24 protein-coding genes and 1 pseudogene are annotated in these 26053 nt (G+C 44.1%); 20 read left to right on the forward strand and 5 right to left on the reverse strand.

Translation table 11 applies throughout. The features are described 5' to 3' along the window. The first annotated feature begins 136 nt into the window (after window positions 1-136). The 3 genes from PAE54_RS08345 (at window position 137) to PAE54_RS08355 (ending at window position 4033) form a co-directional block, all read left to right on the forward strand. Window positions 137-1192, forward strand: a complete 1056-nt coding sequence (locus PAE54_RS08345) for a 3-deoxy-7-phosphoheptulonate synthase (protein ID WP_326519086.1) — start codon at window positions 137-139, stop codon at window positions 1190-1192. A gap of 195 nt (window positions 1193-1387) precedes the next feature. After that, window positions 1388-2575 (forward strand): PilT/PilU family type 4a pilus ATPase, encoded by a 1188-nt coding sequence (locus PAE54_RS08350; protein WP_326519087.1) that lies wholly within the window; start codon window positions 1388-1390, stop codon window positions 2573-2575. Window positions 2576-2821: 246 nt separating this feature from the next. Further along, complete coding sequence (locus PAE54_RS08355; protein WP_326519088.1) at window positions 2822-4033, forward strand: YeeE/YedE family protein; 1212 nt, start codon at window positions 2822-2824, stop codon at window positions 4031-4033. Between the two features lie 81 nt (window positions 4034-4114). Here PAE54_RS08355 and PAE54_RS08360 read toward each other — a convergent pair whose 3' ends face one another. The 3 genes from PAE54_RS08360 to paaZ all read right to left on the reverse strand — a co-directional run bounded on the left by PAE54_RS08360 (window position 4115) and on the right by paaZ (window position 9372). Next, window positions 4115-5293 (reverse strand): MFS transporter, encoded by a 1179-nt coding sequence (locus PAE54_RS08360; protein ID WP_442784393.1) that lies wholly within the window; start codon window positions 5291-5293, stop codon window positions 4115-4117. Window positions 5294-5631: 338 nt separating this feature from the next. Continuing rightward, on the reverse strand, window positions 5632-7068 hold the full coding sequence (locus PAE54_RS08365; protein ID WP_326519090.1) for a spinster family MFS transporter: 1437 nt from the start codon (window positions 7066-7068) through the stop codon (window positions 5632-5634). Window positions 7069-7257: 189 nt separating this feature from the next. Next, entirely contained in the window at window positions 7258-9372 is a 2115-nt protein-coding gene (gene paaZ / locus PAE54_RS08370; protein ID WP_326519091.1) for a phenylacetic acid degradation bifunctional protein PaaZ, read from the reverse strand. A 262-nt stretch (window positions 9373-9634) separates the two neighbouring features. On the opposite strand from paaZ, the gene paaA reads away from it, so the two are divergent. The 12 genes from paaA (at window position 9635) to PAE54_RS08430 (ending at window position 20695) form a co-directional block, all read left to right on the forward strand. After that, window positions 9635-10579, forward strand: a complete 945-nt coding sequence (gene paaA, locus PAE54_RS08375) for a 1,2-phenylacetyl-CoA epoxidase subunit PaaA (RefSeq protein ID WP_326519092.1) — start codon at window positions 9635-9637, stop codon at window positions 10577-10579. A gap of 42 nt (window positions 10580-10621) precedes the next feature. Continuing rightward, window positions 10622-10912, forward strand: a complete 291-nt coding sequence (gene paaB, locus PAE54_RS08380; protein WP_273779327.1) for a 1,2-phenylacetyl-CoA epoxidase subunit PaaB — start codon at window positions 10622-10624, stop codon at window positions 10910-10912. Between the two features lie 11 nt (window positions 10913-10923). Next, window positions 10924-11679, forward strand: coding sequence for a 1,2-phenylacetyl-CoA epoxidase subunit PaaC (paaC, locus tag PAE54_RS08385; RefSeq protein WP_326519093.1), 756 nt, complete (start codon window positions 10924-10926; stop codon window positions 11677-11679). A 28-nt stretch (window positions 11680-11707) separates the two neighbouring features. Then, window positions 11708-12208: a 1,2-phenylacetyl-CoA epoxidase subunit PaaD gene (paaD, locus tag PAE54_RS08390; protein ID WP_326519094.1), complete on the forward strand. Its 501-nt coding sequence runs from the start codon at window positions 11708-11710 to the stop codon at window positions 12206-12208. A gap of 41 nt (window positions 12209-12249) precedes the next feature. Continuing rightward, window positions 12250-13308 (forward strand): 1,2-phenylacetyl-CoA epoxidase subunit PaaE, encoded by a 1059-nt coding sequence (gene paaE / locus PAE54_RS08395; protein WP_326519095.1) that lies wholly within the window; start codon window positions 12250-12252, stop codon window positions 13306-13308. A 26-nt stretch (window positions 13309-13334) separates the two neighbouring features. Beyond that, a complete protein-coding gene (locus tag PAE54_RS08400) occupies window positions 13335-14105 on the forward strand; it encodes an enoyl-CoA hydratase-related protein (RefSeq protein ID WP_326519096.1) in 771 nt (256 codons plus the stop codon). Further along, window positions 14105-14896, forward strand: a complete 792-nt coding sequence (gene paaG / locus PAE54_RS08405) for a 2-(1,2-epoxy-1,2-dihydrophenyl)acetyl-CoA isomerase PaaG (RefSeq protein WP_273779319.1) — start codon at window positions 14105-14107, stop codon at window positions 14894-14896. Before PAE54_RS08400 ends, paaG begins: the two co-directional genes overlap by 1 nt. Window positions 14897-14899: 3 nt before the next feature. Further along, on the forward strand, window positions 14900-16450 hold the full coding sequence (locus tag PAE54_RS08410) for a 3-hydroxyacyl-CoA dehydrogenase (protein WP_326519097.1): 1551 nt from the start codon (window positions 14900-14902) through the stop codon (window positions 16448-16450). Window positions 16451-16463: 13 nt separating this feature from the next. After that, the gene (gene pcaF / locus PAE54_RS08415) at window positions 16464-17675 is read left to right on the forward strand and encodes a 3-oxoadipyl-CoA thiolase (protein WP_326519098.1); all 1212 of its coding nucleotides are present in this window, start codon (window positions 16464-16466) and stop codon (window positions 17673-17675) included. 56 nt (window positions 17676-17731) lie between these two features. Next, on the forward strand, window positions 17732-19024 hold the full coding sequence (gene paaK / locus PAE54_RS08420) for a phenylacetate--CoA ligase PaaK (RefSeq protein WP_326519099.1): 1293 nt from the start codon (window positions 17732-17734) through the stop codon (window positions 19022-19024). Window positions 19025-19089: 65 nt separating this feature from the next. Beyond that, the gene (gene paaX, locus PAE54_RS08425; RefSeq protein ID WP_326519100.1) at window positions 19090-20031 is read left to right on the forward strand and encodes a phenylacetic acid degradation operon negative regulatory protein PaaX; all 942 of its coding nucleotides are present in this window, start codon (window positions 19090-19092) and stop codon (window positions 20029-20031) included. Between the two features lie 34 nt (window positions 20032-20065). After that, window positions 20066-20695, forward strand: coding sequence for a gamma carbonic anhydrase family protein (locus PAE54_RS08430; protein WP_326519107.1), 630 nt, complete (start codon window positions 20066-20068; stop codon window positions 20693-20695). Window positions 20696-20764: 69 nt separating this feature from the next. On the opposite strand, the gene PAE54_RS08435 is transcribed toward PAE54_RS08430, so the two are convergent. Then, window positions 20765-21007 carry a hypothetical protein gene (locus tag PAE54_RS08435; RefSeq protein WP_326519101.1) on the reverse strand — a complete coding sequence of 81 codons (243 nt, stop codon included), beginning with the start codon at window positions 21005-21007 and terminating at the stop codon, window positions 20765-20767. Between the two features lie 246 nt (window positions 21008-21253). Between PAE54_RS08435 and PAE54_RS08440 the strand changes: the two genes are divergently transcribed. From PAE54_RS08440 to PAE54_RS08450, 3 genes and pseudogenes are all read left to right on the forward strand, one after another. Then, on the forward strand, window positions 21254-21817 hold the full coding sequence (locus PAE54_RS08440) for a hypothetical protein (protein WP_326519102.1): 564 nt from the start codon (window positions 21254-21256) through the stop codon (window positions 21815-21817). A gap of 302 nt (window positions 21818-22119) precedes the next feature. Continuing rightward, window positions 22120-22599: pseudogene (locus PAE54_RS08445) on the forward strand (MDR/zinc-dependent alcohol dehydrogenase-like family protein); the annotation flags it as partial. Between the two features lie 215 nt (window positions 22600-22814). Further along, the gene (locus tag PAE54_RS08450; RefSeq protein ID WP_326519103.1) at window positions 22815-23600 is read left to right on the forward strand and encodes an acetoin reductase; all 786 of its coding nucleotides are present in this window, start codon (window positions 22815-22817) and stop codon (window positions 23598-23600) included. Window positions 23601-23837: 237 nt separating this feature from the next. On the opposite strand, the gene PAE54_RS08455 is transcribed toward PAE54_RS08450, so the two are convergent. Beyond that, window positions 23838-24293 (reverse strand): RcnB family protein, encoded by a 456-nt coding sequence (locus PAE54_RS08455; protein WP_326519104.1) that lies wholly within the window; start codon window positions 24291-24293, stop codon window positions 23838-23840. A gap of 208 nt (window positions 24294-24501) precedes the next feature. On the opposite strand from PAE54_RS08455, the gene PAE54_RS08460 reads away from it, so the two are divergent. Further along, the gene (locus tag PAE54_RS08460; protein WP_326519105.1) at window positions 24502-24861 is read left to right on the forward strand and encodes a YidH family protein; all 360 of its coding nucleotides are present in this window, start codon (window positions 24502-24504) and stop codon (window positions 24859-24861) included. 356 nt (window positions 24862-25217) lie between these two features. Next, window positions 25218-25868 carry a leucine efflux protein LeuE gene (gene leuE, locus PAE54_RS08465; protein ID WP_326519106.1) on the forward strand — a complete coding sequence of 217 codons (651 nt, stop codon included), beginning with the start codon at window positions 25218-25220 and terminating at the stop codon, window positions 25866-25868. Window positions 25869-26053 lie beyond the last annotated feature (185 nt).

Consider the following 26053-nt stretch of genomic DNA (forward strand, 5'->3'; position numbering starts at 1 on the left):
TCTGTAATGAACAGATTATCTTATTCATATTTTAGCAATTTTTATGGTTTTAACTGGATGACCAAGACCACACCAAATAGACCCAAGACGATTAAATAAATATGCGGACGACCTGAAACGTCCGAAGGAAACTTTCATGAATGCTGTAAATTCTGCGCTTATCTCTCCATCCAACACCGAAGTACTGCTTAGTACGCCGCATCAACTGAAACAACAATATCCGTTATCAGCCACCCTGGCCGAACAGATTGCACAGCACCGCCAGACGATCCAGAATATTCTGGGCGGAAAAGATTCACGCCTACTGGTGATTACCGGACCATGTTCCATTCATGATCCTGAAGCTGTGCTGGAATACGCTGAAAAATTAAAACAATTACAAATTGAGCTCAATGACCAGATTTTTCTCGTGATGCGTGCCTATATTGAAAAACCACGAACCACGATCGGTTGGAAAGGATTTTTGTATGATCCTCATCTGGATGGCTCATCTGATTTGCAGCATGGGTTACAGCAATCTCGTCAACTGTATTTACAATTCATTGAAATGGGTTTGCCGATTGCCAGCGAAATTTTAAGTCCATTGGCGACGGGCTATTTTGATGATTTGTTGGCTTGGGGCGCAATCGGGGCGAGAACCAGTGAATCTCAAATCCACCGTGAGATCTCCAGCCATATGCCGTATAGTATCGGCTTTAAGAATGGTACAGATGGCTCAATCCAGATCGCTTTAGATGCCATTCAATCCGCACAAAATGCCCATCAATTTTTAGGTATGAGCCAACAAGGTTTGCCGAGTGTTTTACACAGCAATGGAAATCCTCTACCACACTTGATTTTACGTGGCTCCAATACTGGGCCAAATTATCAATGCAGTGAAATTGAGAAAATGAGAAGCCAATGCAAAACACAACTTCCAGCGTTAATGATTGACTGTTCCCACGGAAACAGTGCCAAGAATCCATTATTGCAACCTGAAGTACTACGCACGATTATTGCGGAACGTGAACAAACCCATGTCCGCGGGGTTATGCTAGAAAGTCATTTGGTCGATGGCCAGCAGAAAATTTCATCTGATATGCAATATGGGCAATCGGTAACCGATGGCTGTCTGGGGTGGGAAAAAACTGAACAGTTATTGACTGATATTGCTGTACACATGCGTCAGCAATGTTTAGAGCCATTGGCTTGAGCTTAATTTTTCATCATCTGAATAGCGTGTTAGGCGCTATTTAGATGATTTTTATGTAAATCGAATCACAGAAAAATAATAAAATGATTTTTATTTAATAAAATCTCTAAAATATGTTGTTGTTTTATCGTTGTTTTTTTGTAGTAATTTTTTTAACACCCACATAAAATTAATTTTTTAGCTGGAATAAAAACAATGTTTAGTCCTGAAAAGCTCGAAGAAGCTCGCCGATATATGTTCCATATGCTGACCAAAGTGGTTGAATTCGGTGGCTCAGATTTGTTCATCACTGCGGACTTTCCTCCGAGTATCAAGCATCAGGGTTTAATGAAACAGGTCAGCCAGCAACCACTTGTTCCTGAACAGACCAAAATCTTTGCCTACAGTTTAATGAACGACAAACAGCGTCAAGAGTTTGAACGTGACTTTGAATGTAACTTTGCGATTTCTGTTCCAGATGTTTCCCGTTTTCGTGTCAATGTGTTTATTCAGCAGCAAAATGTCGGCATGGTTATCCGTACCATTACGGCGGATATTCCAAAATTTGAAAGTCTGAAATTACCTGAAGTGTTAAAAGACATCATCATGACCAAGCGTGGTCTGGTTCTGATGGTAGGCGGAACAGGATCAGGTAAATCTACATCTCTGGCGGCAATGATTGACCACCGTAATGAAAATTCTGCAGGGCATATCATTACTGTAGAAGATCCAGTGGAATATGTACACAAGCATAAAAAATCCATGATTACGCATCGTGAAGTGGGCGTGGATTGTCACTCTTGGCACAATGCCCTGAAAAACACCCTGCGTCAGGCTCCTGATGTAATCCTGATTGGTGAGATTCGTGATACAGAAACCATGGAACATGCCATTGCCTTTGCAGAAACCGGACACTTATGTCTTGCCACCTTGCATGCCAACAATGCCAACCAGGCTTTGGACCGTATTATCAACTTCTTCCCGGAAGAGCGTCGTAATCAATTGTTGATGGATTTATCAGCCAATATGAAAGCGATTATTTCGCAGCGTTTGATCCGCACCAAAGATGGTAAAGGACGTCGTGCGGCAGTGGAAATCATGATTAATACACCACTGATGTCGGAAAATATCCTGAAAGGCCAGTTCCACGTCCTCAAAGAAATCATGGCAAAATCACGTGAACTGGGTATGCAGACCTTTGACCAAGCTTTATTTGATTTGTACCAAAAAGATGCTATTACGGATGAGGAAGCGATCCGTAACGCAGACTCTGCCAATGCAGTCCGTTTACAGATCAAACTGAACAAGGATAACGTTGAGGATGATAGCCAGCAAGCTGTCGATCCATTTGCCAGTCTGAGCATTATGCGTGATGAAGAAACTGAGCAGATTGAAAAGGTTTAGTCGCTGATTTGATCAGAAAAAGCATCAACCAGGTTGATGCTTTTTTATTTTGGATTCGGTTTAGGGCATCAAAAAAACTTGTCATACATCACAAAGGATGAATAAATAACACTATTTAAATCAGTTTAACTAATATATTTAATCAGATATACCTAATGATAAAAAACATAATATATGGTTTTGCAAATCGTTTTGCGTGATTTATCACGTAAAATAGCACCACTTTAGTGCTATTTTCTATCTCTCATGTCTGCTATTGCTGCACCATTAGAACGATCAAATGTATCGGTCTGGATTGCTTTATTTTTAATTCTGGCGGGTAGTGTTGCTACTTATCAAATCGTAAGTTTAAACCAAGCGCTCTTGTTCCTGATTGGCGGAGCATTGGGGATGACGCTCTATCATGCATCGTTTGGTTTCACTTCAAGCTGGCGGGTGTTTATTAAAGAACGTCGAGGGCGTGGGCTACGGGCACAAATGATCATGTTAGCGCTAGCCGTATTACTGTTTTTTCCTGCTCTGGGTGCTGGTGAGTTGTTTGGTCATCCGGTCAAAGGGAATGTAAATCCTGTTTCCATGTCTGTCATGATTGGTGCATTTATTTTTGGCATCGGTATGCAGTTGGGTGGTGGATGTGCTTCAGGTACTTTATATACAGTTGGTGGGGGCAGCGCACGCATGCTGGTGACGTTACTGTTTTTCTGTATCGGTTCGCTGATTGCCACTTCGCATATTGATTGGTGGTTTAATCTGCCTCATTTAGAACCGATCTCGCTCGTTAAAAGTTTTGGTGTCGTTCCAGCTTTAGCCTTGAGCTTCACGATTTTTGCTTTGATCGCCTGGTTGAGTATTTATTTCGAAAAGAAACGTCATGGCAGTTTGGAAACTGAACCGCAAAATCAAGCTGAAGGTTGGACGCGTTTCCTACGTGGACCTTGGCCTTTAATTTGGGGCGGTGTTCTGCTTACATTGCTCAACTTTGCAACGCTGGCTTTGGCTGGCCGTCCTTGGGGAGTGACCTCTGCGCTTGCGGTATGGGCTGCGAAACCAGCTGTGTGGTTGGGGCTGGATGTTTCGGGCTGGGCTTATTGGCAGCAACCGGGGAATGCCAAAGCTTTGGCGCAATCCTTATGGTTTGATATTACCTCCATGATGAATTTTGGCATCATGCTCGGTGCCTTATTGGCTGCCAGTTTGGCCGGTAAATTTGCACCGAATTTCAATATTCCAAAACGTTCTTTAATGGCGGCCATTTTGGGCGGTTTGTTATTAGGCTATGGTGCGCGATTGGCCTATGGCTGTAATATTGGTGCTTATTTTAGCGGTATTGCTTCAGGCAGTTTGCACGGCTGGCTCTGGTTGGTATTTGCATTTATCGGTAATAGTGTCGGCGTAAAATTACGTCCAACTTTCTTTCCCGATGAAAAACCGCAGCCCGAAAAATTGACAGGTTGTTAAGCAAAAAGCCTATCTTAATTAGATAGGCTTTTTTATTGCATTGCTTTGATCTTGCTAAAGATGAAACCTGTGTTTAGGAAATCAAGCGACAGCCTTTTGTTGATCCACTACAAATTTATAGAACAATAGACTACCCAGTGTTAGTCCGGCACAGAGCAGGTACATCACTTCATAGTTAAACTTTGCAATCACTAATCCGAGTAGAATTGAACCTAAGGCAATCCCGGTATCGTAACAGGTAAAGAAAGTCGAGGTGCTATGCCCAATACGATTTTTGGGTGAGCGCTGAATGGCCAGGGTTTGCAGACACGGTTGTACAGAACCAAAACCAACACCGACGAAAATGGCACTAATCAATAAGCCCGTGAGTGTTTCCATCTGACTGAGAATTGCCAGCCCAATCGCAAAAAAGACCATAGATGGATAAACGATCAGATTGGGACCTTTGCGATCATACAACCGTCCGGTGAAAGGCCGCACACTGATCATTGAAATGGCAAACACTAAGAAGAACAAACCGGCATAACTCAATAAATGCTTGGATTCGGCAAAAGTTGAGATGAAAGCCATAATACTGGAATAGCTAAAACCCGCAAACAGCACCATCAATGAAGCCGGGAGGGCACGCTTTTCTACAAAATCGTGGATAGACAGCTTTTCTTTTGTTACTTGCTCTCGTTTAGGTGTTTCTTTAATCGGGATCATCAGACAGCAGACAAAGCCTAAACAGATCACAGCTGCAAGCAATAAGGTAAGGGTTGAGTAGCCAAGTAGACTAATAAAACTCAAGCCTAGTAATGGCCCCAACACCAATCCTAAATTAATCGACATGACGAAGTATCCCATGCCTTCGCCTTTGCGTTGTTCAGGGATATAGTCATTCGCGATCGGGACACACACAGTAGTTAGAATACTGAACCAGATCCCATGCAAAAAGCGGATAATCAGTAACGTGGTCAGGTCATCTGCCAGCAAATAGATAAAAGCAAAAAGACAGAAGGCGAGCTCAGAAACAAAAAAGGTTTTTTTCTTGCCAAATTTTTCAATGATCAGACCACTGAATGGGCGAACGGCAATTGAGGAAGCCATAAATAAAGTCATGGCTAGCCCTGCTTGGGCAATGCTTCCACCGAGCTCATTCACAATATAGACCGGCAGAATGGCGGTCTGGGCAAAGTAAAAAATGAAGAGGAACATATTATTGAGCAAACAGAATAGAAAAAATCTATTCCATAACCGAGCATCAGCTGGAGTGTTCATGATTGACCTTTGATGTAGAGAACCGCATGAACAGGTCGACTTATTGTGTATAAGAAAGAAGTGTTGCTGAGGTGAAGAGGTTTTTATTTTATTTTTATCAGGTGCAACAACAATAAGAACGTCTGCCATGTCTAAGACTTTAGTATAAATTTTGCTGTGTGAAAAATAAAGTTTCTTATAACTATCGAATCATAAGAAAATCACGCCGATTCAAGGAAGGATCATCGGTAGACGGATGATGCAGAGCAGCCCAGCCAAATAAAAACACCCTTCGATTTGGATCATAAATCCGCCACTCAGGGTGTTATTTAAATCGATTTAATTCTTTTGTGTACCGCTTAATTTAATTTTTCGTGCTGCATACTTTCACGGTAGTATTGGCAACCTTTATACAGCAAGAATACGCCCAGTACACCTGCAACGGCATTCACAATCGAAATTGAATTGCCGACTAACAAGGTGTTTTGGAAATACTTATCCGTAATTAGGGCAACTGCGGTTGTCCCGACACCAAGAGCGATCAGGTTAGAGATCAGCAGGAATTTTGCCGACACCTGAGCACGTAACTGGTTTGGTGTCAGCATTTGTGTGGCTGCAGCTGATGCTGGAATCGGGAAGGTTGAGAAGAACATCGCCACAAAGATCAAGGCAAATGACAGCTGCATATTATCGACTTGAGTAAACAAGACACTCGGAATAATCAGGGCTGCACAACCAATCATCCCGCTACGGATCGCAGCATCGCTATAACCTTTTTTCGAGAAGAAGTCGATGAGCCAGCCACAGAATAATGCACCTGAAGTGTTTGCTACTAGAATAATCGTACCCAAGATATAACCTGTTTCACTCGCGGTTAAGCCAAAATGGCGCATGTAGTAGGCAGGTGCCCAACCCAATAGTGAATACAGCATCATGGTATAGAAAGAAAAACCGATGAAGTGACAGAAAAAGGTCTTTTTATGGGTTTTGATAAACGCGATCGAGTTGGCGAATGAGGCTTTAACGACAACTCCGTCCTGACCCATTTTCAAACCTTTACGGGTGGGTTCTTTGATGGTCAGAATCATCACCAGCGCTAGTAAAACACCCGGTAAACCGACAATCATAAAGGTAAGTTGCCAGGTTTTCACTTGACCAATGACCGGTAGGATAATTTGATCCACATCTTTCAGTAAACCGATGACATAACCGCCGATTAAAAATGCCAGACCCGAACCAATGAATGCACCAATCGCATACAGACCTAACGCACGGCCTAATTTTTCTTTCGGGAATAAATCCGCCACGATGGAATAAAATGCCGGGGATAATGCTGCTTCACCTGCACCCACACCTAAACGAGCCAGGAACATTTGAATAAAGTTCTTGCTTAAGCCACAAGCTGCGGTGGCAAAGCTCCAGAAGGCAATACCGACAGCGATAATTTTAACACGGGATTTCTTGTCAGCCAGTGCTGCAATTGGCACGCCCATAAAGGCATAAAATAGGGAAAATGCCAAACCTTGTAACAAGCTGAATTGCGTGTCACTGAGCATCAAATCATGTTTAATCGGTTCGATCATCAGTGACAGAATCTGGCGGTCTACAAAAGACAGGATGTAGGCCACCATACAGATCACCACCACATACCACTGATATGAGCTGGTTTTATTTGCAGTCATTTCTGTTGGTGTAGTAATGGCTTGATCGGCAGAGGCTGCTTGCTCAAAAGTTGTTATTTCAGATGGGGTGTTCCTTTCAACCACATCTATTTCTAGGGTTTTATCATTCATCATTCATCTTCCTGTGATGAGTATGTGGAATTATGATACTTTTGTTTTTAATATTTGTTTTTCAACGTATCGTCTTTATCTAATGTAGGCATTAAATTTTCGATCGTCAATAAAAATATCCAAAAATGACACGATATTTTATTAATAATAAAAAAAAGGAATCAAAAGATTCCTTTTTAGAGGTGGGTTCAGTTAAGCTGCGCGTTCAACCAGGGTCAAAATATCGTAGGTAGCCACCAACTGGTCATGCTGATTTTTCACTTTGATGTCCCACACCACCACACCATGCGGTTTTTGTGTTGGATCTTTCAGCTGTTTTGGCGTTTTCTGCTTGCAGGTGAGTTCAACCTGAATGGTATCGCCAATTTTCACCGGTTCAACGAAGCGCAGGTTGTCCATACCATAGTTAGCAATCACCGGACCTTGTGCTGCATCGACAAACAGACCAGCCGCTGCTGAAACCACAAAATAACCATGTGCAACCCGTTCGCCAAACAATGACTCAGCCGCAGCAATTTTGTCCATATGTGCATAGAAATAATCACCACTCAAACCGGCAAAATTTACCACATCGGATTCGGTAATGGTTCGGCGTGCAGTCAGCAGGCGTTCACCAACGCGCAATTCATCAAAAGACTTTTTAAACGGATGCACGCGATCTTCAAAAACCTGTGAACCGGCTGTCCAGCTATGGCCTACTTGGGTCAGGGCGTCTGGAGAACCTTGAATGGCGGTGCGTTGCATATAGTGTTTTACCGCACGCAGTCCACCGAGCTCTTCACCCCCACCGGCACGACCCGGACCACCATGCACCAGATAGGGCAATGGCGAGCCATGTCCAGTACTTTCTTTGGCGCTTTTCGCATCGAGAATATGCAGACGTCCGTGCCATGGTGCAATCTTGGCAATAATCGCTTCAATATTTTCCTCTGGATGGCGTACGATGGAGGCCACCAAGCTGCCTTCACCACGCGCGACCAAGACCGCCAACTCTTGTACATCCTGATAGGGCATCAAGGTCGCTACTGGGCCAAAGGCTTCAACTTGATGAATATTTTGTGCAGTCGTCGGTTGCTTGCAGACCAGTAAGGTCGGCGGATAAAAGGCGCCGCGTTCGGCTTGGTCTGCCTGAATTGTGAAATCGTGGCGTAAATGACTACCTAATACAATTTCTGCTTCTTGGCTCAGCTGTTCGACTTTGCTGGCGACATCCTGTTTTTGTTTTACGCTGGCCAGTGCACCCATGGTGACCTGTTCCCATTCAGGATTACCCACCACCACTTTCTGTAATTTGGTTACTAAACGGCTTTGTACGGTTTCCAGTAATTCTGCCGGAACGAAGGCACGGCGGATTGCGGTACATTTCTGGCCCGCTTTGGTGGTCATTTCACGGAAGACTTCACGCACAAACAGGTCAATGGTTTCGTCATCGGCTTGCGGAGTGAGAATGGCGCTATTCACGGAATCCGCTTCCATACTAAACGGAATGGAATATTGGTTCAGGTGAGGATGTGCACGCAATTTTTGCCCAGTTGATGCCGAACCAGTAAACGTAACTGTGTCTTGTGGCCCTAGATAATTAAATAAATCATAGGTCTGACCACAGATGAGTTGTAAGGCACCCTCAGGCAAGAAACCACTCTCATGAATATCTTTAACCACTGCGTGTGTGAGCTCAGCGCCTTCGGTCGCCGGTTTGACAATGCACGGGACACCGGCCAAAAGTGTCGGTGCGATTTTTTCCAGCATGCCCCAAATCGGGAAGTTAAATGCATTGATATGAACGGCAATGCCGGCTTTGGCGGTCAGAATATGTTTGGCACCAAAAGTTCCATGCTTGGATAATGGAATCCAGCTGTCTTCAACCAGGGCGGTTTCATCGCTCAATTCACGACGTACCAGACTTGAATAAGCAAACAGAGTCGCGATCCCGCCTTCAATATCAATCCAGGCATCCTTACGGGTACAGCCAGTGGCTTTGGCTAATTCATAATACTGTTCTTTACGTTCAAGCAGATATTGTGCGACCTGTTTCAATGCATTGGCACGCTGGTGGAAGGTCCATGAGGCAATGTTTGCACCATGCTGTTTGGCATAGTCAACGACTGCTTGCATATTTAAACCATGACTGCTGACCTGGTAAATTGGCTCATCCGTGATGGCATGATAAACCGTACGAAAATCCTGCTGAGCTGTATGCGACTGACCACATACCAGTGAATTCAACAATTTGACACCATGGCTTGAGCTGTGGGTTGTACCTTGACTATCCATAGTGGTGTTTGAGCCTGTTTCTAACTCCAACATGATAAAACTCCTTTTATGATACGTTTTCATGTTAATTTTAATTTTTACGTTTCATAATTTGTGTTTAAAAAATCCAATTGTCAATCAGGTTTGTGCAATAAAAATAGACCAGAAAGAATATTTAAAAAATAAATTAATGTAAAACAATCATTTATTAAAAATGATTCAATTTTTTTAATTGATACCTAAAAAAGTGTATTGATTTTATTTTTGTATCGTTTTAATTTTGAGGCATAAACACTTGGGACGAGTGAGGAAAACAATGAAAAATCATTTGGAAGATTTCGACCGTGCAATCGCACAAGACATTTCAGTTGAGCCAAAAGACTGGATGCCAGAGGCCTACCGTAAAACCTTGATCCGTCAGATTGGTCAGCATGCACATTCAGAAGTGATCGGCATGTTACCGGAAGGCAACTGGGTTACTCGTGCGCCGACCTTAAAGCGTAAAGCGGTTTTATTGGCCAAGGTGCAAGATGAAGCGGGTCATGCCTTGTATCTGTACAGTGCGGCAGAAACCTTAGGCGCGGACCGTGATGACATGATGGATAAATTGATTGCCGGTCGCATGAAATATTCTTCCATCTTTAACTATCCAACTTTGACCTGGGCCGATATTGCTGCGATTGGCTGGCTGGTCGATGGCGCAGCGATCGTCAATCAGGTGGCATTATGCCGTACTTCTTATGGTCCGTATGCACGAGCGATGGTGCGTATCTGTAAAGAAGAGAGTTTCCATCAACGTCAAGGTTTTGAAGCCATGATGGAGCTGGCACAAGGTACGCCTGAACAAAAACAGATGGCTCAAGATGCAGTGAACCGTTTCTGGTGGCCGGCGCTGATGATGTTTGGACCAAGTGATGATAATTCACCAAACAGTGAACAAAGCATGGCCTGGAAGATCAAGCGTTTCAGTAACGATGAGCTACGTCAGAAATTTGTCGACAACACGGTGCCACAAATTCTGCATCTTGGTCTGACAGTACCAGATCCAGATTTACGTTTTAACCAGGAAACTGGCCATTATGAATTTGGCGCAGTGAACTGGGATGAATTCTTTAACGTGATTGCCGGTAAAGGCCCATGTAACCACGAGCGGATCGAAGCACGCCGAAATGCATGGGAAGGCGGTAAATGGGTGCGTGATTCAGCAGCAGCTTATGCCAAAAAACAGCAAGCCCAACAGCAAGATAAAAAAGTGGCTTAACGCCAACATCTAAAAATGAGTGAAAAAGGGAAGGACAACATCATGGACAATAAAAACAACTGGTCACTATATGAAGTATTTGTACGCAGCAAACAGGGTTTAAGCCACCGCCATGTCGGCAGCCTGCGTGCGCCGGATGCGGAAATTGCGCTGCAAAACGCACGCGATGTGTACACTCGCCGTAATGAAGGTGTCAGCATCTGGGTGGTGAAATCTGAGCTGATTACTTCGTCACAACCAGATGAAAAATCAGAATTTTTCGATCCTTCTTTGGACAAGGTTTACCGTCATCCAACCTTCTACCATATTCCAGACGGCATTGAGCACATGTAAGGGGACGGATCATGACAAATCAAGCATTAGCGCAGTTCCTGCTGCATGTTGGCGATAGCCAGCTGGTTTTATCGCATCGTCTGGCAGAATGGTGCGGCCATGCGCCTGAACTGGAACTGGATATTGCCTTGGCTAATATCGGTCTGGATTTATTGGGGCAAGCGCGTACGGCGTTGAGCCTGGCTGGTCAGGTGGAAGGTCTTGGCCGTGATGAAGACAAATTGGCGTATTTCCGCACTGAGCGTGAATATCGCAATTTATTATTGGCTGAGCAACCAAACGGCGATTTTGCACAAACCATCGTACGTCAATGGTTGATGGATCATCACAATGCCTTGCTGTTGAATGCACTCACGCAGAGCCAACATGCTGAATTGGCTGCATTTGCGGTGAAATCACTGAAAGAAGTGAAATATCACCTGCGTTTTTCGACGGCCTGGATGGAGCGTCTCAGCCTGGGAACTGCAGAAGCACACGAGAAAATCCAGAAAGGGTTGAACAACCTGTGGCGCTTTACTGAAGAGCTGTTTGTATTAACCGCGGATGAAAAGCAGCTGGTTGAGCAAGGCATCTTGCCAGATGTGGAAGCCTTAAAAGCACAGTGGGATGCACAGATTGAAAGTGAATTGCAGCGTTTTGCACTCACCTTGCCAGAAACCGGCGCTTATCGTAGCGGTGCCAAACAGGGGCTGCATACCGAACATTTGGGTTTTATCCTGGCGGACTTGCAATATCTGCAACGTTCTTATCCAAATATGACGTGGTAATTCAAGGTCATCACAGGGAGTGAGTCGCATGAATTTAATTAAACACTGTATCGATCAATGCTGGGACGTTTTACAACAGGTGTCTGATCCTGAAATTCCAGTGTTGTCCGTGCTGGATCTGGGCATGATTCGTGGAGTTGAGCTGAATCAGCACGACGAGATTATTGTACGACTCACCCCAACTTACAGTGGTTGTCCTGCGACAGACCTGCTTAAGGATGAAATTACCCAAGCCTTGACAGCGCATGGTCTGACCCCGGTCAAAGTGGTGGTGGATTTATCTGAAGCCTGGACCACCGACTGGATGAGTGAAGCGGGAAAAACCAAGTTACAACAATATGGCATTGCACCGCCGAAAGGTGACTCACACAGTTGTGGTACGCATGTTGCACTTACTGATGGCATCCAGTGCCCGCATTGTCAGAGCCAGCACACCAAACTATTAAGCGAATTCAGTTCGACCGCATGTAAAGCCTTATATAAATGCCAAGACTGCCTAGAACCATTCGACTATTTCAAATGTATCTAAAACTTAAAAATTGAATAGTCGAGCCAGAGAGGGATTTTCATATGAGTCAATTTGTACCATTAACTATTAAATCAATTAGTCCGCAAACCGAGCAGGCGATCTGTATTGCCTTTGATCTTGAACCAGAACAACAGGCAACGTTTCACTATCAGCCAGGTCAGCATCTCACCATTCGACATTTGACTGAACAGGGTGAAATCCGCCGCTGTTATTCGATCTGTAGTGATCAGCGTGAAGATCTCAGTATTGCCATTAAAAAAATTGAAAACGGTCAGTTTTCAACTTGGGCCAATGAACACTTAAAAGCCGGTGACGTGCTGGAAGTGATGCCGCCACAAGGGGTATTTTTCCAGAAAGCCGCGAAACAGGGTGGAAAAAACTATCTTGGATTTGCCGCTGGTAGTGGTATCACACCGATTCTCTCGATTGTCAAATCGGTGCTGTTCCAGCAACCTGAGGCCACTTTTACCTTGGTGTATGGTAACCGTTCTTGGAAACAGACCATGTTTTCCGAGGAAATTCTGGATCTGAAAGACCGCTTTAAAGAGCGTTTCCAGCTGATCAATATTTTCTCGCGTGAATTGAACGACAGTGCGGTATTCAATGGCCGTATTGATGCAGACAAGTTGCAGCAACTGTTCCAGGCAGACTTGCTGGATCAGGATTTTGATCACTGTTTTGCCTGTGGTCCGGAAGAAATGATGCAAGCTGTGGAAACCGTTTTGCCGGAAATGGGAATTGCACGCAGCAAAATCCATACGGAGCGTTTTAATACCGGTGCAGCGCCAAAAGCAACCGCGCAACAAATTGAAAATCGCAGTGAAGAAAAAGTCCATGTGATTCTGGATGGCCGCGAGCTGGTCGTGGAAGTCTCGAAACAGGATGACAGTATTCTGGATGCTGCATTACGTGCCGGTGCAGACCTGCCTTATGCCTGTAAAGGTGGCGTGTGTGCGACCTGTAAATGCAAGGTGCTACAGGGTGAAGTCGAGATGGCTATCAATTACAGCCTGGAGCAGGACGAAATTGAAAAAGGCTATGTCCTCAGCTGTCAGTCACGCCCAGTCAGCTCGGATGTCCGTTTGAGTTTTGATGAATAACACGCGGATCAGCAAGGAATCATGTCATGGATTACATCAAAACCTCGGCACCCCAAAACGGTGTGGTGCTGATTGAGCTAAACCGGCCGGAAAAGCGTAATGCGCTGAACAATGCCACGCTTAAACAGTTGGCGGATACTTTGGCACAGCTCGATGGCGATGCAACAGTAAAAACCGTAGTCATTACTGGCAACGATCAGTGTTTTGCCGCAGGTGCCGACCTGAATGAACTGGCACAACTTGATGTGGTGTCAATCCAGCAGGATCAGCGTCCCTTGCTGTGGAAGCGTATTGATGAATTTTCCAAGCCCCTGATTATGGCGGTAAACGGTTATGCCTTTGGGGCTGGATTTGAACTGGCACTGCATGGCGACATCGTGATCAGCGGCGAAAATGCGCAATTTGCACTGCCGGAGATTGGTCTGGGCATGCTGCCAGGTGCCGGGGGAACCCAGCGTCTGGCGCGTCTGGTCGGCCAGCAACTGGCGATGCGCTGGGCCATGACTGGTGAAATGATTCCTGCTCGTGTGGCGTTACAACACGGGATTAGCAGTCAGATTTGTCCAACTGGATTGACGGTGCAGTATGCGCTTGAACTGGCGGCTAAGATTGCCAAACAGGCACCGTTGGCGATCAAAGTGATCAAACAGTCATTGAAATCAATTCATGAAGTGACACTCAGTCAGGGCTTGAAGCTGGAACGCCAGCATTTCGTCTGGCTGGCTGCAACGCAAGATCGTCAAGAAGGCATCAATGCCTTTTTAGAAAAAAGAAAACCTGAATTTAGAGGTGTGTAATGGATTACCAAACAATTATCGTTGAAGAAAAAAATGCGGTGGGCTGCTTAACCTTTAACCGTCCGAAACAGCTCAACAGTTTCAATGAGACCATGCATCAGGAAGTCTCAAAAGTGCTGAAAGCTTGGGCTAAAGACCAGAATATCCGTGCCGTGGTGATTTCAGCGGAAGGTCGTGGTTTTTGTGCCGGGCAGGATTTAAATGACCGTGTGGTTGATCCGAATGCAGACGCACCTGATTTAGGTTTGTCGATCGAAAAATATTACAACCCGCTGATTAAACTGATTACTGAAATGCCAAAACCGGTGGTTTGTGCCGTAAATGGCGTGGCGGCCGGTGCGGGTGCCAATATTGCCTTGGCCTGTGACATTGTATTGGCGGCAAAATCTGCTTCCTTTATTCAGGCATTTTGCCGTCTAGGTTTAGTGCCGGATTCTGGTGGAACTTGGTTCCTGCCACGTCTGGTTGGTCGTGCCCAAGCGATGGGAATGGCCATGCTCGGTGACAAAATCAGTGCGGAGCAGGCACTACAGCTCGGGATGATCTGGCAGGTGGTAGAAGATGACCAGCTTAAAGCTGAAGCAGAAAAAATGGGTGAACATCTAGCCAAGCAGCCAACCTATGGTTTGTCTTTAATCAAAAAAGCCATTCATGCCGCAGCGGACAATAACCTGGATGATCAGCTGATTCTAGAACGTGATTTACAACGTCTGGCAGGTCGCTCACATGATTATCGTGAAGGTGTACAAGCCTTCATGCAGAAACGCACCCCTGATTATAAAGGATGCTAAGCCATGTCACACCTCAACTTGCAGCAGGCCAAGGTGGCCGTGATTGGTGCGGGGACCATGGGAATTGGGATCGCACAACTGGCAGCCATGCATGGACACAGCACCCAAATTTTTGACGCCGATGTCGAAAAAACCAAAACAGCTGTTTCACAACTGACAACCCAGCTGAGCAAACGTGTTCAGGCCGGGAAAATGACCCAAGAGTTGCTGGATAGCACTCTGGCAAACTTGTCGATTGTCAGTACGATTGAGCAACTCGCGGAGGCTGATCTCATCGTTGAAGCGATTGTCGAGAAAAAAGAAGTCAAACAGCAGCTCTTTCAACAACTGGCTGCGATTTGTTCAGAACAGACCATTTTAGCGTCCAATACTTCATCTATTTCAATTACGGCAATTGCTTCAGTGATTCCACGTCCAGAGCGGGTGGTGGGATTACATTTCTTCAATCCCGCACCGGTAATGAAACTGGTCGAGATCATTTGTGGTTTGAAAACTGACCCTACGATTGCTCAGGCATTAACCGAGCTGATGACTGCCTGGAAAAAAGTGCCGGTGATGGCGAAGTCAACTCCCGGTTTTATTGTCAATCGTGTGGCGCGTCCGTATTATGCGGAAGCTTTTCGCGCCTTGCAGGAAAATGTCACGACACCGGAGCAACTGGATTTTATCATGCGCGAGTGTGGTGGTTTTGCCATGGGGCCGTGTGAACTCACCGACTTGATTGGTCAGGACATCAATTTTTCCGTGACGCAAAGTGTGTATCAGGAGTTCTTTTACGAACCACGTTACCGTCCGTCCCTGGTACAAAAAGAGTTGGTTGATGCCGGCTGTTATGGCCGTAAAAGCGGGCAGGGCTTTTACCGTTACGATTCGCAAGTCCCTGTGGCGCAATATCAGTTACCCGCAGTTCAGCCACTTCAACAAAAAATCTCGGTGTTGATCAAAGGCGACTGGTCTAATCTGCCGGGATTGCTTCAACGGATCCAACGTTCTGAGTGGCTGGAAAGCCAGCATCAGGCTGCGGAGCAGAATGAGATTCAGATTGGTGAGGTTGTACTACGCCTAACCCAAGGTGAATCTGTGCAGTTAAGCTATCCACAGCAGAAAATTGTGTTAATGGATTGGCATGCTAACTGGGAGAATGCCAAAGCGATCGCACTGGTGGCTTCGCCGGCTTGTACAGCGCAGGATCAGGCACAGGTGACGGCATTTCTTCAGGGTATGAATATGATACCTATTTGGTCTAAAGATCATCCAGGATTGTATGCTATACGTAGCATCAGCATGTTAGTCAATGAAGGATGCGAGGCTGTATTGCATGGTATTGCATCAGAACAAGATATTGATTCAGCAATGAAATATGGGGTGAATTATCCAAAAGGTCCATTTGAATGGGCAACACAAATTGGATATAACACTATTTTACAAACTTTAGAAAATATGTATCATATTTATGCTGAAGAAAAGTATCGACCTAGTTTATATTTAAGACAGAAAGTTGCGCTAGGACAGTCGCAACTCACAAACAAAATACAATATCGCCAGGCTGGCTAAAGGACCAATCAACATGGAACAGGTTTTTATTTGCGATGGCATTCGTACCCCGATTGGTCGTTATGCAGGAGCATTAAGCAGTATTCGCGCCGACGATCTGGCTGCTTTGCCCATTCAATATCTCAAACAGCAACACCCGGATTTACCGTGGCATGCATTAGACGAAGTGGTCTTTGGCTGTGCCAATCAGGCTGGTGAAGATAACCGTAACGTGGCACGTATGGCGGCGTTGTTGGCAGGTTTGCCTGACAGTGTTCCGGCCATTACCGTCAACCGTTTGTGTGCTTCGGGGCTGGATGCTGTTGGCTTGGCTGCACGTGCCATTAAGTCAGGCGAAGCACAGTTTATATTGGCAGGTGGTGTCGAATCCATGAGCCGTGCCCCGTTTGTACAGTCCAAACCTGCAGCAGCCTTTAGTCGTGCTCCTGAAATTTTTGATACCACCATTGGCTGGCGTTTTATTAATCCTAAATTCAAGTCGAATTTTGGTGTTGATAGCATGCCGGAAACCGCAGAAAACGTGGCTGAAAAGTATCAAGTGAGCCGTGAAGATCAGGATCTGTTTGCTTACCGCAGCCAGCAAAAAACTGCGCAGGCCCAGCAGAACGGGATACTTGCTCAGGAAATCATGCCTGTTGAGATCCAGGATCGTAAGAAAAACATCATCCAGATCTGTGAAGATGAACATCCACGTGCAGATACAACACTGGATACTTTAGCAAAACTGAAAGCACCATTTCGCAAAGAAGGTGGTTCGGTTACTGCCGGTAATGCCTCCGGGGTGAATGATGGTGCTGCCTGTGTATTGTTGGCAAATCAGGATTTTGTGGCACAACATGCGCTTAAACCTTTGGCGAAAGTGGTTGGCATTGCCAGTGCCGGTGTTGAAGCCAAATATATGGGTATAGGTCCAGTGCCAGCGGTTGAAAAAGTGCTGAAACAAACCGGCCTTACGCTTGAGCAAATGGATGTGATTGAACTCAATGAAGCTTTTGCTGCACAGTCACTCGCCGTGACGCGCAGCTTGGGTTTAAAGGATGACGATGCTCGTGTCAATCCGAATGGCGGTGCAATTGCACTGGGTCATCCATTGGGAATGAGTGGTACGCGTTTAGTGCTTACCGCGATGAAAGAATTAAAACGTCGTCAAGGAAAATATGCGCTGTGTACCATGTGTGTCGGTGTGGGACAAGGTGTCGCGCTCATTTTAGAAAATGTCGCATAAGGAAAATCTGATTTTGGAATCATAACAGCCAGGATGGTTGTACAAGGAGTAATAACATGAATAACAACGCAATGGAAAAGATCGAAACGGCTTCAATTGATGAATTACGTCAGCTTCAATTAGAGCGCATGAAAAAGACCTTACAACACGCTTATCAAAACAGCCCGGTGTATAAAAAGAAATTTGATGAGGCCGGTGTACATCCAGATGATTTCAAAACGCTGGATGATTTGGTCAAATTTCCATTTACCACCAAAAGTGACCTGCGTGACAACTATCCATTCGGCATGTTTGCTGTTCCGCAAGAACAGATTGTACGGGTTCATGCCTCATCAGGCACTACCGGTCAGCCAACGGTGGTCGGATATACGCAACAGGATCTCAACGTCTGGTCGGATGTGGTAGCACGTTCATTGCGTGCGGCAGGTTTGACGCACAAGGATACCGTTCAGGTGTCTTATGGCTACGGGTTGTTTACCGGCGGTTTGGGTGCGCATTACGGTGTCGAACGTTTAGGTGCAACCGTGATCCCGATGTCAGGTGGCCAGACCGATCGTCAAGCGCAACTGATTCATGATTTCAAACCAACTGCCTTGATGGTGACGCCATCTTACTGCTTGAACATCATTGAAGCCTTAGAGCAGAAATTTGGGACAGCCAAAGACTGCTCGATCAAGACCGGTATTTTTGGTGCAGAGCCATGGACCAATGAAATGCGTAAAGAAATCGAAGAGCGTTTAGGCATCGATGCACTGGATATTTACGGTCTTTCTGAAGTCATGGGGCCGGGGGTGGCCATGGAGTGTCTGGAATCCAAAGATGGCCCAACCATTTGGGAAGATCATTTCTATCCTGAAATCATCAACCCGGAAACTGGTGAAGTATTGCCAGATGGAGAACTGGGTGAGCTGGTTTTCACCACGATTACCAAAGAAGGCATGCCGGTGATCCGTTACCGTACGCGTGACTTAACCCGCCTGTTGCCTGGAACGGCACGCTCCATGCGTCGTATGGACAAAATCGTTGGGCGCAGTGATGATATGATGATCATTCGCGGAGTCAATGTTTTCCCGTCGCAGATTGAAGAACAAATCTTGCATATTCCACAGCTTGTGCCTAACTACGAAATTCATATTTGTAAACATGGACATTTGGATACATTGCATGTTCGTACAGAAATGCGTAAAGATATGACAGACGTGATGGGGCACCAACTGTCACAGCAGTTGAAAGCCAAAATTAAAACCATGGTCGGGATTACGGTGAGTGTGGAAATTTTACCGGAAGGCACGTTGCCACGTTCGGAAGGTAAAGCTCAGCGGGTCTTTGATATTCGCAAGTCCGCATGAAAGTGCAAAGGTGATTGATCGGGGGATGAATCACCTTTAAGTTTTAAGGGTAAAAGTGAAACGTGATGAATCCAAAATTAAAACAAGTGATTGATGATTTCATTCAACATGAAGCATTAAGTGGAACATCACTCATCATGACCATTTTCGGTGACAGTGTTTTTCATCGCGGCGGTATTATCAGTCTGGCCAGTTTGATCCAGTTGATGGATGTATTCGGCTTTAATGAACGCTCGGTACGTACCGCGGTATTTCGCCTGGTACAGAATGGTTGGCTCATTTCTGAAAAAATCGGTCGCACCAGCTATTACCGCGTCACAGAAAGTAGCCGCCAGCGTTTTATTCATGCCGATCAGAAAATTTACAGCTTTACCCATACCGAGTGGGATGGAAAATGGGATCTGGTTCTACTGAGTTCTGTCGAGCTAGAGAACAAGATCATCTTAAAGCGCGAGCTGGAATGGCTGGGCTTTGCCAACATCTCAACCAATCTGATGGCCTATCCGGGCTGTGACCATCTCAAACTGCAAAACCTGTTATTGAACTTGAAAATGACCGATCAGGTGGTACTGTTTAAGGCGGAAACCTTGCAGTTATGGCAGGAATCTCATCCAACGGTGAAACGTATGGTGGAGGTGAACTGGCCGGTACAAGAACTACACGCCCGTTACGAGAAATTTATCCGCGATTTCCGGGAAATTTTTAATCTGGTTGAACATGATGAAGATCTGGATCCATTACAGGCATTTCAGATCCGGATTCTCTTGATTCACCAGTATCGCCGGATTTTATTAAAAGATCCAAATTTACCTTTTGAGTTGCTGCCATCGGACTGGCTGTCATTAAATGCCCGTAATCTCAGCAGCAATTTATATCAGCGGATTTTTGCCGTGGCGGATGAGTTTTTCCTCGATATCGCCCGCACGTCAGAAGGGGCAATGCCACCGGCACATCCACAATTTTTCAAACGGTTTGGTGGTTTAAAGCAAGAAGCACTCACTGCCTAATCAGAATAAAACTAAAAACTCAGGGAAGAAAATGATGCCATGTTATGCAATTGATGGTGTGATTCCGGTGGTCAGTCCACAGGCTTATGTGCATCCCACTGCGGTGCTGATTGGAGATGTCATTATTGAGGAAGGCGTCTACATTGGGCCGCTGGCTTCACTGCGTGCCGACTTTGGCCGTATTCATATCCAGAAAAATGCCAATGTACAGGATTCCTGCATCATTCATGGCTTCCCCAAAAGCATTACACTGGTCGAAGAATATGGCCATATTGGTCATGGCGCGATTCTGCATGGCTGCGTGATCCGCAAAAATGTCTTGGTGGGCATGAACAGTGTGATTCTAGATGAGGCCGAAATTGGAGAAAATACGATTGTTGGTGCCAATAGTACCGTCAAGGCAAAAGCTCAAGTTCCGGCAAATGTCCTGCTGCTCGGCAGTCCCGCTAAAGTGGTGCGCAGCTTAGAAGCCAAAGAACTTGACTGGAAGAGAAAGGGTACTGACGAGTATATCCAACTGACTCAGCGCTGTTTGGACAGCATGCAGGAGGTCAAGGCCGATTCTGAAATCACAGCAGGACGGCGTACCTTTCAGCATTTTCATTCACAGCATGTGATTAAAGCTAAACTTAATGTACAAGATGAAGTTCCTGCAAGCGGTTAGTGTGACCTTGGTAAGCCTAAAGTTTAGGTGAAGCCGACCTTTGAGGTTGACTTGTTCATGAACTGAGCATCAGGCGACATTCCATAAATCTTCGTAGCTCGAACGCATCGGATATTGTGATGCGCTGCGCTGCGGACGGTAACGTGCGTTATAACAACATTTACAGGCGGGAAAATAAATGGTGCTATAGGTACCGTCTTTTTTGACCTTACTACGCCGATGAAACCAGAATTCCTCATCCAAAGGCCAGTATTCACCACATTCAAGACAGAGTTTTTCAGTGCCCAATTCAGTTTGGATATACTTTTTCATGAATACTCCAACATCTATCGCTTGATTTTTAAGTCAGGACCCTGCATGTGGGGCGAGTTGGGCCTGCTTAGATCAGTTTGTGATTTTGTGCACAGATTAGTTGATGAAACATCAAAAAATTGTGAATATGGACAAGTGTTTTCACAGATAGAGGGAGTGAGCGTAATTTAGCAATAAGTCCAGTAGGCTATATGCTCCATTTACAATATTATAATCTGTAGGCTTAGCTAAAAATGAGACCAAAAAATGCAGCGTTACAGTAAAAGTATATTGACCCTTTTGATCATTTCTCTGCTATCGGGTTGCAACAGTTTGATTAATCAGCCCAATTCACCGAAGCGTCTGGTCAATAAAGATGAAGTCAGCGTACAGGATGCATTGACCCAGATCGGCAAAGGCATCAGCAACATGAAAACCGAGTTAGACAAAAATCAAACCAAAGCCGGTTTATATATCGATACCATTGACCTGGACATTGTGTTAAGTGCTGGTCAGACTGAGCATGGTAATGTATCTCTAACAATTAACCCGATTGATTTCAAACAATTTTCTAACAGTTCTGGTAACGTAAATAGTGCGTTGGTGAAAGATGTAGATGATTTACGTTCAAGTACCTTAAAAATACGTTTTAAGAGTGTGAACTCCTACCGTTTAGCCCTGTTGGACGCATTGTCTGAGGGATCAGTAAAAGATGATATTGTAGGAGAGGATTTACATCAGAATCCTGCAAATTTCCCCTATAAAGAATTCAATTCGGATTGGTTTGGTCCAGAAAAAATCAATCAATTATTACAAGAACAAGGCAAATAAGATTTCACCCTGCCTTCAGGCGTATCTGCCTGGAGGCAGCTCTTGAATAGATTCAAACTATTTTTATATCCAGTGATAGAAAATAAGCCTCAGTGAGTACAATAAGTCTGCTGATGTAACTTGCCACCTTGTTGGCCGAAGTATTCCAATGTGCAAAAGCTATTGAGTCATCTAAATTGATAATCAGATATCACTGAACATGATGCTTAGGTGCCATATTTTTCAAATTATGTACTGCTCTACCTCAAGTCTACAGATGCCCACGCAAAGACTATTCATTTCACATTTAAAAACATCCCTAAATGCCATCTGCTTGGCAAGCCGTGACCAATACCAATATAGGCAAAGGTTCGAGTGTGGCCATTTATGGTTGCTTTCAGCCGCTTGTGCACGCATGTTGGGCGCTGAAATGATTTTTATGGTCGATCATAATTCATGATCGCTTGGAGTTTGCCCGGAATACCTATGGCGCCATTCCGGTAAACTTTGATCATGTCGATGCTGCCGAATTTATCATTAATCATAGCCCGGGTCATCGGGGAGTGGATGCTGTGATTGATGCGATTGGCTTCGAGGCAAAAGGCAGTGTGATTGAAACCTTACTGACGAATCTTAAAATTGAAGGCTCGAGTGGCACTGCCTTAAGACAATGTATTGCTACAGTCCGCCGTGGAGGCATTGTGAGTGTTCCCGGGCTCTATGCTGGGCTGATTCATGGATTTCTGTTCGGTGATGCTTTTGATAAAGGTCTTACGTTTGAAATGGGACAGACCCACGTGCATATGGATAGTCATAGATGATCTTGTTGCAATCATACCTCATCATAATTTGCATATTTAAAAAAATTAATATCTTCCTCTGAATACCCGCCCTAGATTAGATTTAAACAAATTATGAATAATCTGGCATCCCTCTCAATTTAGGTTCATATTTATACAAATAAATCAAACAATCACAGACGATTTCGTCTGCAAGAACAAAAAAAGAGGAAAGAAAAATGTCCAGAGGATTAAATGGAAAAGTCGCCCTAGTGACCGGGGGTGCCAAAGGCATTGGTCGTGGCATTGCCTTACGCTTGGCGAAAGAAGGCATGCATATCGCTTTGGTGGATATGCATGAGGATACACTCAAAGCGACACAGGCCGAGATCGAAGCATGTCATGTTAAGGCTTCTATTTTCATCGCAGATATTAGTCAGCTCGACCAAGTGACGGCAGCAATTGAAGATACTTATAGCAAATTTGGTGGCTTCGATGTGATGATTAACAATGCCGGGATTGCACAGGTACAAGCTTTAAATGATGTCACTCCAGAAGAATTCCGTAAAATTACCGATATCAATTTTGGTGGTGTTCTATGGGGCATTCAGGCGGCGGCAAAAAAATTCCAGGCTTTAAAGCAGAAAGGTAAAATTATTAATGCCTGTTCAATTGCCGGACATGATGGTTTTGCAATGCTGAGTGTTTATTCTGCTACCAAGTTTGCTGTTCGAGCCTTAACCCAAGCGGCCGCTAAAGAATATGCTCACTTAGGCATTACGGTTAATTCTTACTGTCCAGGGATTGTCGGAACAGATATGTGGGTTGAAATTGATCAGCGTTTTGCAGAGTTAACAGGTGCAAAAATTGGTGAAACTTTTAAAAAGTATGCAGAAGGTATTGCGTTAGGACGCACCGAAACTCCAGATGATGTGGCAGCTTTGGTTGCTTTCCTCGCGAGCGAGGATGCAGATTATATTACTGGGCAATCCATCATTACTGATGGCGGCATGGTTTATCGTTAAGCCCGAGTTTCATCTTATGATCAAAGACCTAATGTGCCTCCATTAGGTCTTTTATATTCTAGGTTATTATTTTCGAAAAAATCACAGCTACAATATTAACTGTACTAACTCAAACCTGATCTGCCCACGCAGTCCTGTTGTTTGTGGGGAGGAGTAGATGAGCATACAGCCCTGAAGTGATTGACTTAAGCTAAGAGAGCCGTAGCTCTCTTATTTTTTATGATCAGATGAAATGTCTCAATCTGGAACTACTTTTAGAATACGGTGGTTCACTGTGTTAATTAGAATATAGTCACCATTTACACGAATCCATCGTTGATTTTTTTCAGGCTTAGAAAGTTTTTTATTCTTTCGATAGTCAAATTTATAACCCTGCCCATAATAACGTGATGGTAAAGCTTGTCCTGGTTTCCAGTCGCGGGATGGTTTCAATATCTGACTTTGTACGATTTCACGATGACGTTGTTGCATCTGCTCTTGAGTTTCTTGCTGCATCTGCTCTTGAGTTTCTTGTTGCATCTGTTGCTGATGACGCTGCTGAATTTGCTGTTGGCTTTGATTTGCAGCAGGAGAATGTATATATGCATGGTTATATGAATTGTTGTTCATAGACCCTTGAGGTGCGGCCATGGTTGATGAGACAAGAATTGCTGTCGAGAATGTAAAAATACCTGTTTGTATTAATTTTTTCATTTTTATTGCCTTTTTTAAGTAGGATTGTCTGGCATTTTATTAAATTTTAGAACTTGATGTTCGTTCCCAAACATTTTGTTATAAGATTCTTATCTTGCTCAAGCTGCTTTGCTCATCTTTATTAAAAGGGTGGGAGGGTATCATCGATTAAAGTACTGCCAATTTTATAAAAAACTAAGAAAATTCTATAAGGTTTTAGGAAAAATATATGTCCAATCTGCAGGATCCCCGAGTATTTTTTGCTCTCGAAAGAACCCTACTTGCTTGGAATAGAAGCAGCTTAGGATTGATTGCTTTTGGGTTTGTAATTGAGAAATCGACACTATTAGGGCAAATCGTGAACCCGATGTTGTTTGCCCATAAGGTAACTTACTATAAATGGTTAGGCATCATTATTATTTTTTTTGGCATGGTTATCAGTATTTGGTCGATTCTTCAATATCGTATAGGGTTGAGGTCTCTCAGTGAATCTGAATTAATAGCAGGTTATAGTACTCATCAACCTATGGTATTAAGTTTATTTAACACCTTTGTCGGGATGTTACTCATCATTTCATTCTGGATATGAGGTTAATTTTTTCACTAGACTTAGATCAGTTGAATCCAATATCAGACAGGCTATGCTTGGTGATTGAATCGAACCATAGAAATAAAGATATAATCAAATTTATTAAATCTAAGAGATATATTTATATTGGTTTCTCTATCCGCTCTGAATTTTTTAGTGCTATTTTTATTTATAAACAGGACTTGTTGGTCTTTTTATATGAACTTCCTGGTCCATTGTGATTCGGCCGTAGATTAAAATTATGATAAGCGTTTCTATATCTAGCCTGTTAAATAATGCAGCGAAGTATTTTTGTTTAATCAGCTGATTTTGTTATAGTTTATATATCAACTCTTGTAATCGCTTGAGAGCGTCTTGTGCTCGGTATAACTGATATAACTACCTATGTGATTGGCACAACTTTAATTGTGTTATTGCCTGGCCCTAACTCTCTATACGTCATGTCAACTGCTTCACGCTTTGGGATCAAAGCGGGTTATAAGAGTGCTTTAGGTGTGTATACCGGTGATCTTATTTTGATTCTGCTCACAGCACTAGGAGCAGCCTCATTACTGCATGCTTTCCCTTGGTTATTTACCATTTTAAGAATTGTTGGGGCAATTTATTTAAGTTATTTGGGTGTTAAACTCTTGATAGCTGCTAATCACACTTGGCATGCCCAGCATTCAAACACGAAAATTGCAACAATTAACAAAAATATTGAGAAATTGCGACCGTTTAAAACTGCATTAACGATTAGTATTTTAAATCCTAAAGCTATTTTATTTTATTTATCGTTCTTTGTGCAGTTTGTGGATCCCTATTATCCGTACCCAGCTGTAACATTTACGGCTCTTGCAGTGCTGTTACAAATTATTAGTATGAGCTATTTATCTATTTTGATTTTTTCAGGCGTAAAACTTTCAGCTTATTTTACTCGCCGTTATAAAATAACAGCATCATGTGTTGCTGCAGTTGGACTTTTATTTTGTGGATTTGCTCTTAAACTGGCGATGGCTCCTTTGTAGAGCTAAATGAATTCTGCTGAATCAAGGGGATAAACCCTGATTATTTTTATACATGATCAAAGTGGTACCAGATCTCCATGAGTCCATGATGTGGGAAAACTGAACCTTTGAACCGTACCGGGTTTGTCGGAGACTTTTTATTTAAGTTAGGCCACCTGACCTAATGGGTTAATTTTATCATAGTA

This window comes from Acinetobacter minutum (genome assembly GCF_035916735.1).
Classification (GTDB): Bacteria; Pseudomonadota; Gammaproteobacteria; order Pseudomonadales; family Moraxellaceae; genus Acinetobacter.

Excerpts from the sequence above, each read along its gene's own strand:
- PAE54_RS08345 (WP_326519086.1), top strand. The coding sequence starts at position 137 with ATGAATGCTGTAAATTCTGCGCTTATCTCTCCATCCAACACCGAAGTA.
- PAE54_RS08350 (WP_326519087.1), top strand. The coding sequence starts at position 1,388 with ATGTTTAGTCCTGAAAAGCTCGAAGAAGCTCGCCGATATATGTTCCAT.
- PAE54_RS08355 (WP_326519088.1), top strand. The coding sequence starts at position 2,822 with ATGTCTGCTATTGCTGCACCATTAGAACGATCAAATGTATCGGTCTGG.
- PAE54_RS08360 (WP_442784393.1), bottom strand. The coding sequence starts at position 5,293 with ATGAACACTCCAGCTGATGCTCGGTTATGGAATAGATTTTTTCTATTC.
- PAE54_RS08365 (WP_326519090.1), bottom strand. The coding sequence starts at position 7,068 with ATGATGAATGATAAAACCCTAGAAATAGATGTGGTTGAAAGGAACACC.
- paaZ (WP_326519091.1), bottom strand. The coding sequence starts at position 9,372 with ATGTTGGAGTTAGAAACAGGCTCAAACACCACTATGGATAGTCAAGGT.
- paaA (WP_326519092.1), top strand. The coding sequence starts at position 9,635 with ATGAAAAATCATTTGGAAGATTTCGACCGTGCAATCGCACAAGACATT.
- paaB (WP_273779327.1), top strand. The coding sequence starts at position 10,622 with ATGGACAATAAAAACAACTGGTCACTATATGAAGTATTTGTACGCAGC.
- paaC (WP_326519093.1), top strand. The coding sequence starts at position 10,924 with ATGACAAATCAAGCATTAGCGCAGTTCCTGCTGCATGTTGGCGATAGC.
- paaD (WP_326519094.1), top strand. The coding sequence starts at position 11,708 with ATGAATTTAATTAAACACTGTATCGATCAATGCTGGGACGTTTTACAA.
- paaE (WP_326519095.1), top strand. The coding sequence starts at position 12,250 with ATGAGTCAATTTGTACCATTAACTATTAAATCAATTAGTCCGCAAACC.
- PAE54_RS08400 (WP_326519096.1), top strand. The coding sequence starts at position 13,335 with ATGGATTACATCAAAACCTCGGCACCCCAAAACGGTGTGGTGCTGATT.
- paaG (WP_273779319.1), top strand. The coding sequence starts at position 14,105 with ATGGATTACCAAACAATTATCGTTGAAGAAAAAAATGCGGTGGGCTGC.
- PAE54_RS08410 (WP_326519097.1), top strand. The coding sequence starts at position 14,900 with ATGTCACACCTCAACTTGCAGCAGGCCAAGGTGGCCGTGATTGGTGCG.
- pcaF (WP_326519098.1), top strand. The coding sequence starts at position 16,464 with ATGGAACAGGTTTTTATTTGCGATGGCATTCGTACCCCGATTGGTCGT.
- paaK (WP_326519099.1), top strand. The coding sequence starts at position 17,732 with ATGAATAACAACGCAATGGAAAAGATCGAAACGGCTTCAATTGATGAA.
- paaX (WP_326519100.1), top strand. The coding sequence starts at position 19,090 with ATGAATCCAAAATTAAAACAAGTGATTGATGATTTCATTCAACATGAA.
- PAE54_RS08430 (WP_326519107.1), top strand. The coding sequence starts at position 20,066 with ATGCCATGTTATGCAATTGATGGTGTGATTCCGGTGGTCAGTCCACAG.
- PAE54_RS08435 (WP_326519101.1), bottom strand. The coding sequence starts at position 21,007 with ATGAAAAAGTATATCCAAACTGAATTGGGCACTGAAAAACTCTGTCTT.
- PAE54_RS08440 (WP_326519102.1), top strand. The coding sequence starts at position 21,254 with ATGCAGCGTTACAGTAAAAGTATATTGACCCTTTTGATCATTTCTCTG.
- PAE54_RS08450 (WP_326519103.1), top strand. The coding sequence starts at position 22,815 with ATGTCCAGAGGATTAAATGGAAAAGTCGCCCTAGTGACCGGGGGTGCC.
- PAE54_RS08455 (WP_326519104.1), bottom strand. The coding sequence starts at position 24,293 with ATGAAAAAATTAATACAAACAGGTATTTTTACATTCTCGACAGCAATT.
- PAE54_RS08460 (WP_326519105.1), top strand. The coding sequence starts at position 24,502 with ATGTCCAATCTGCAGGATCCCCGAGTATTTTTTGCTCTCGAAAGAACC.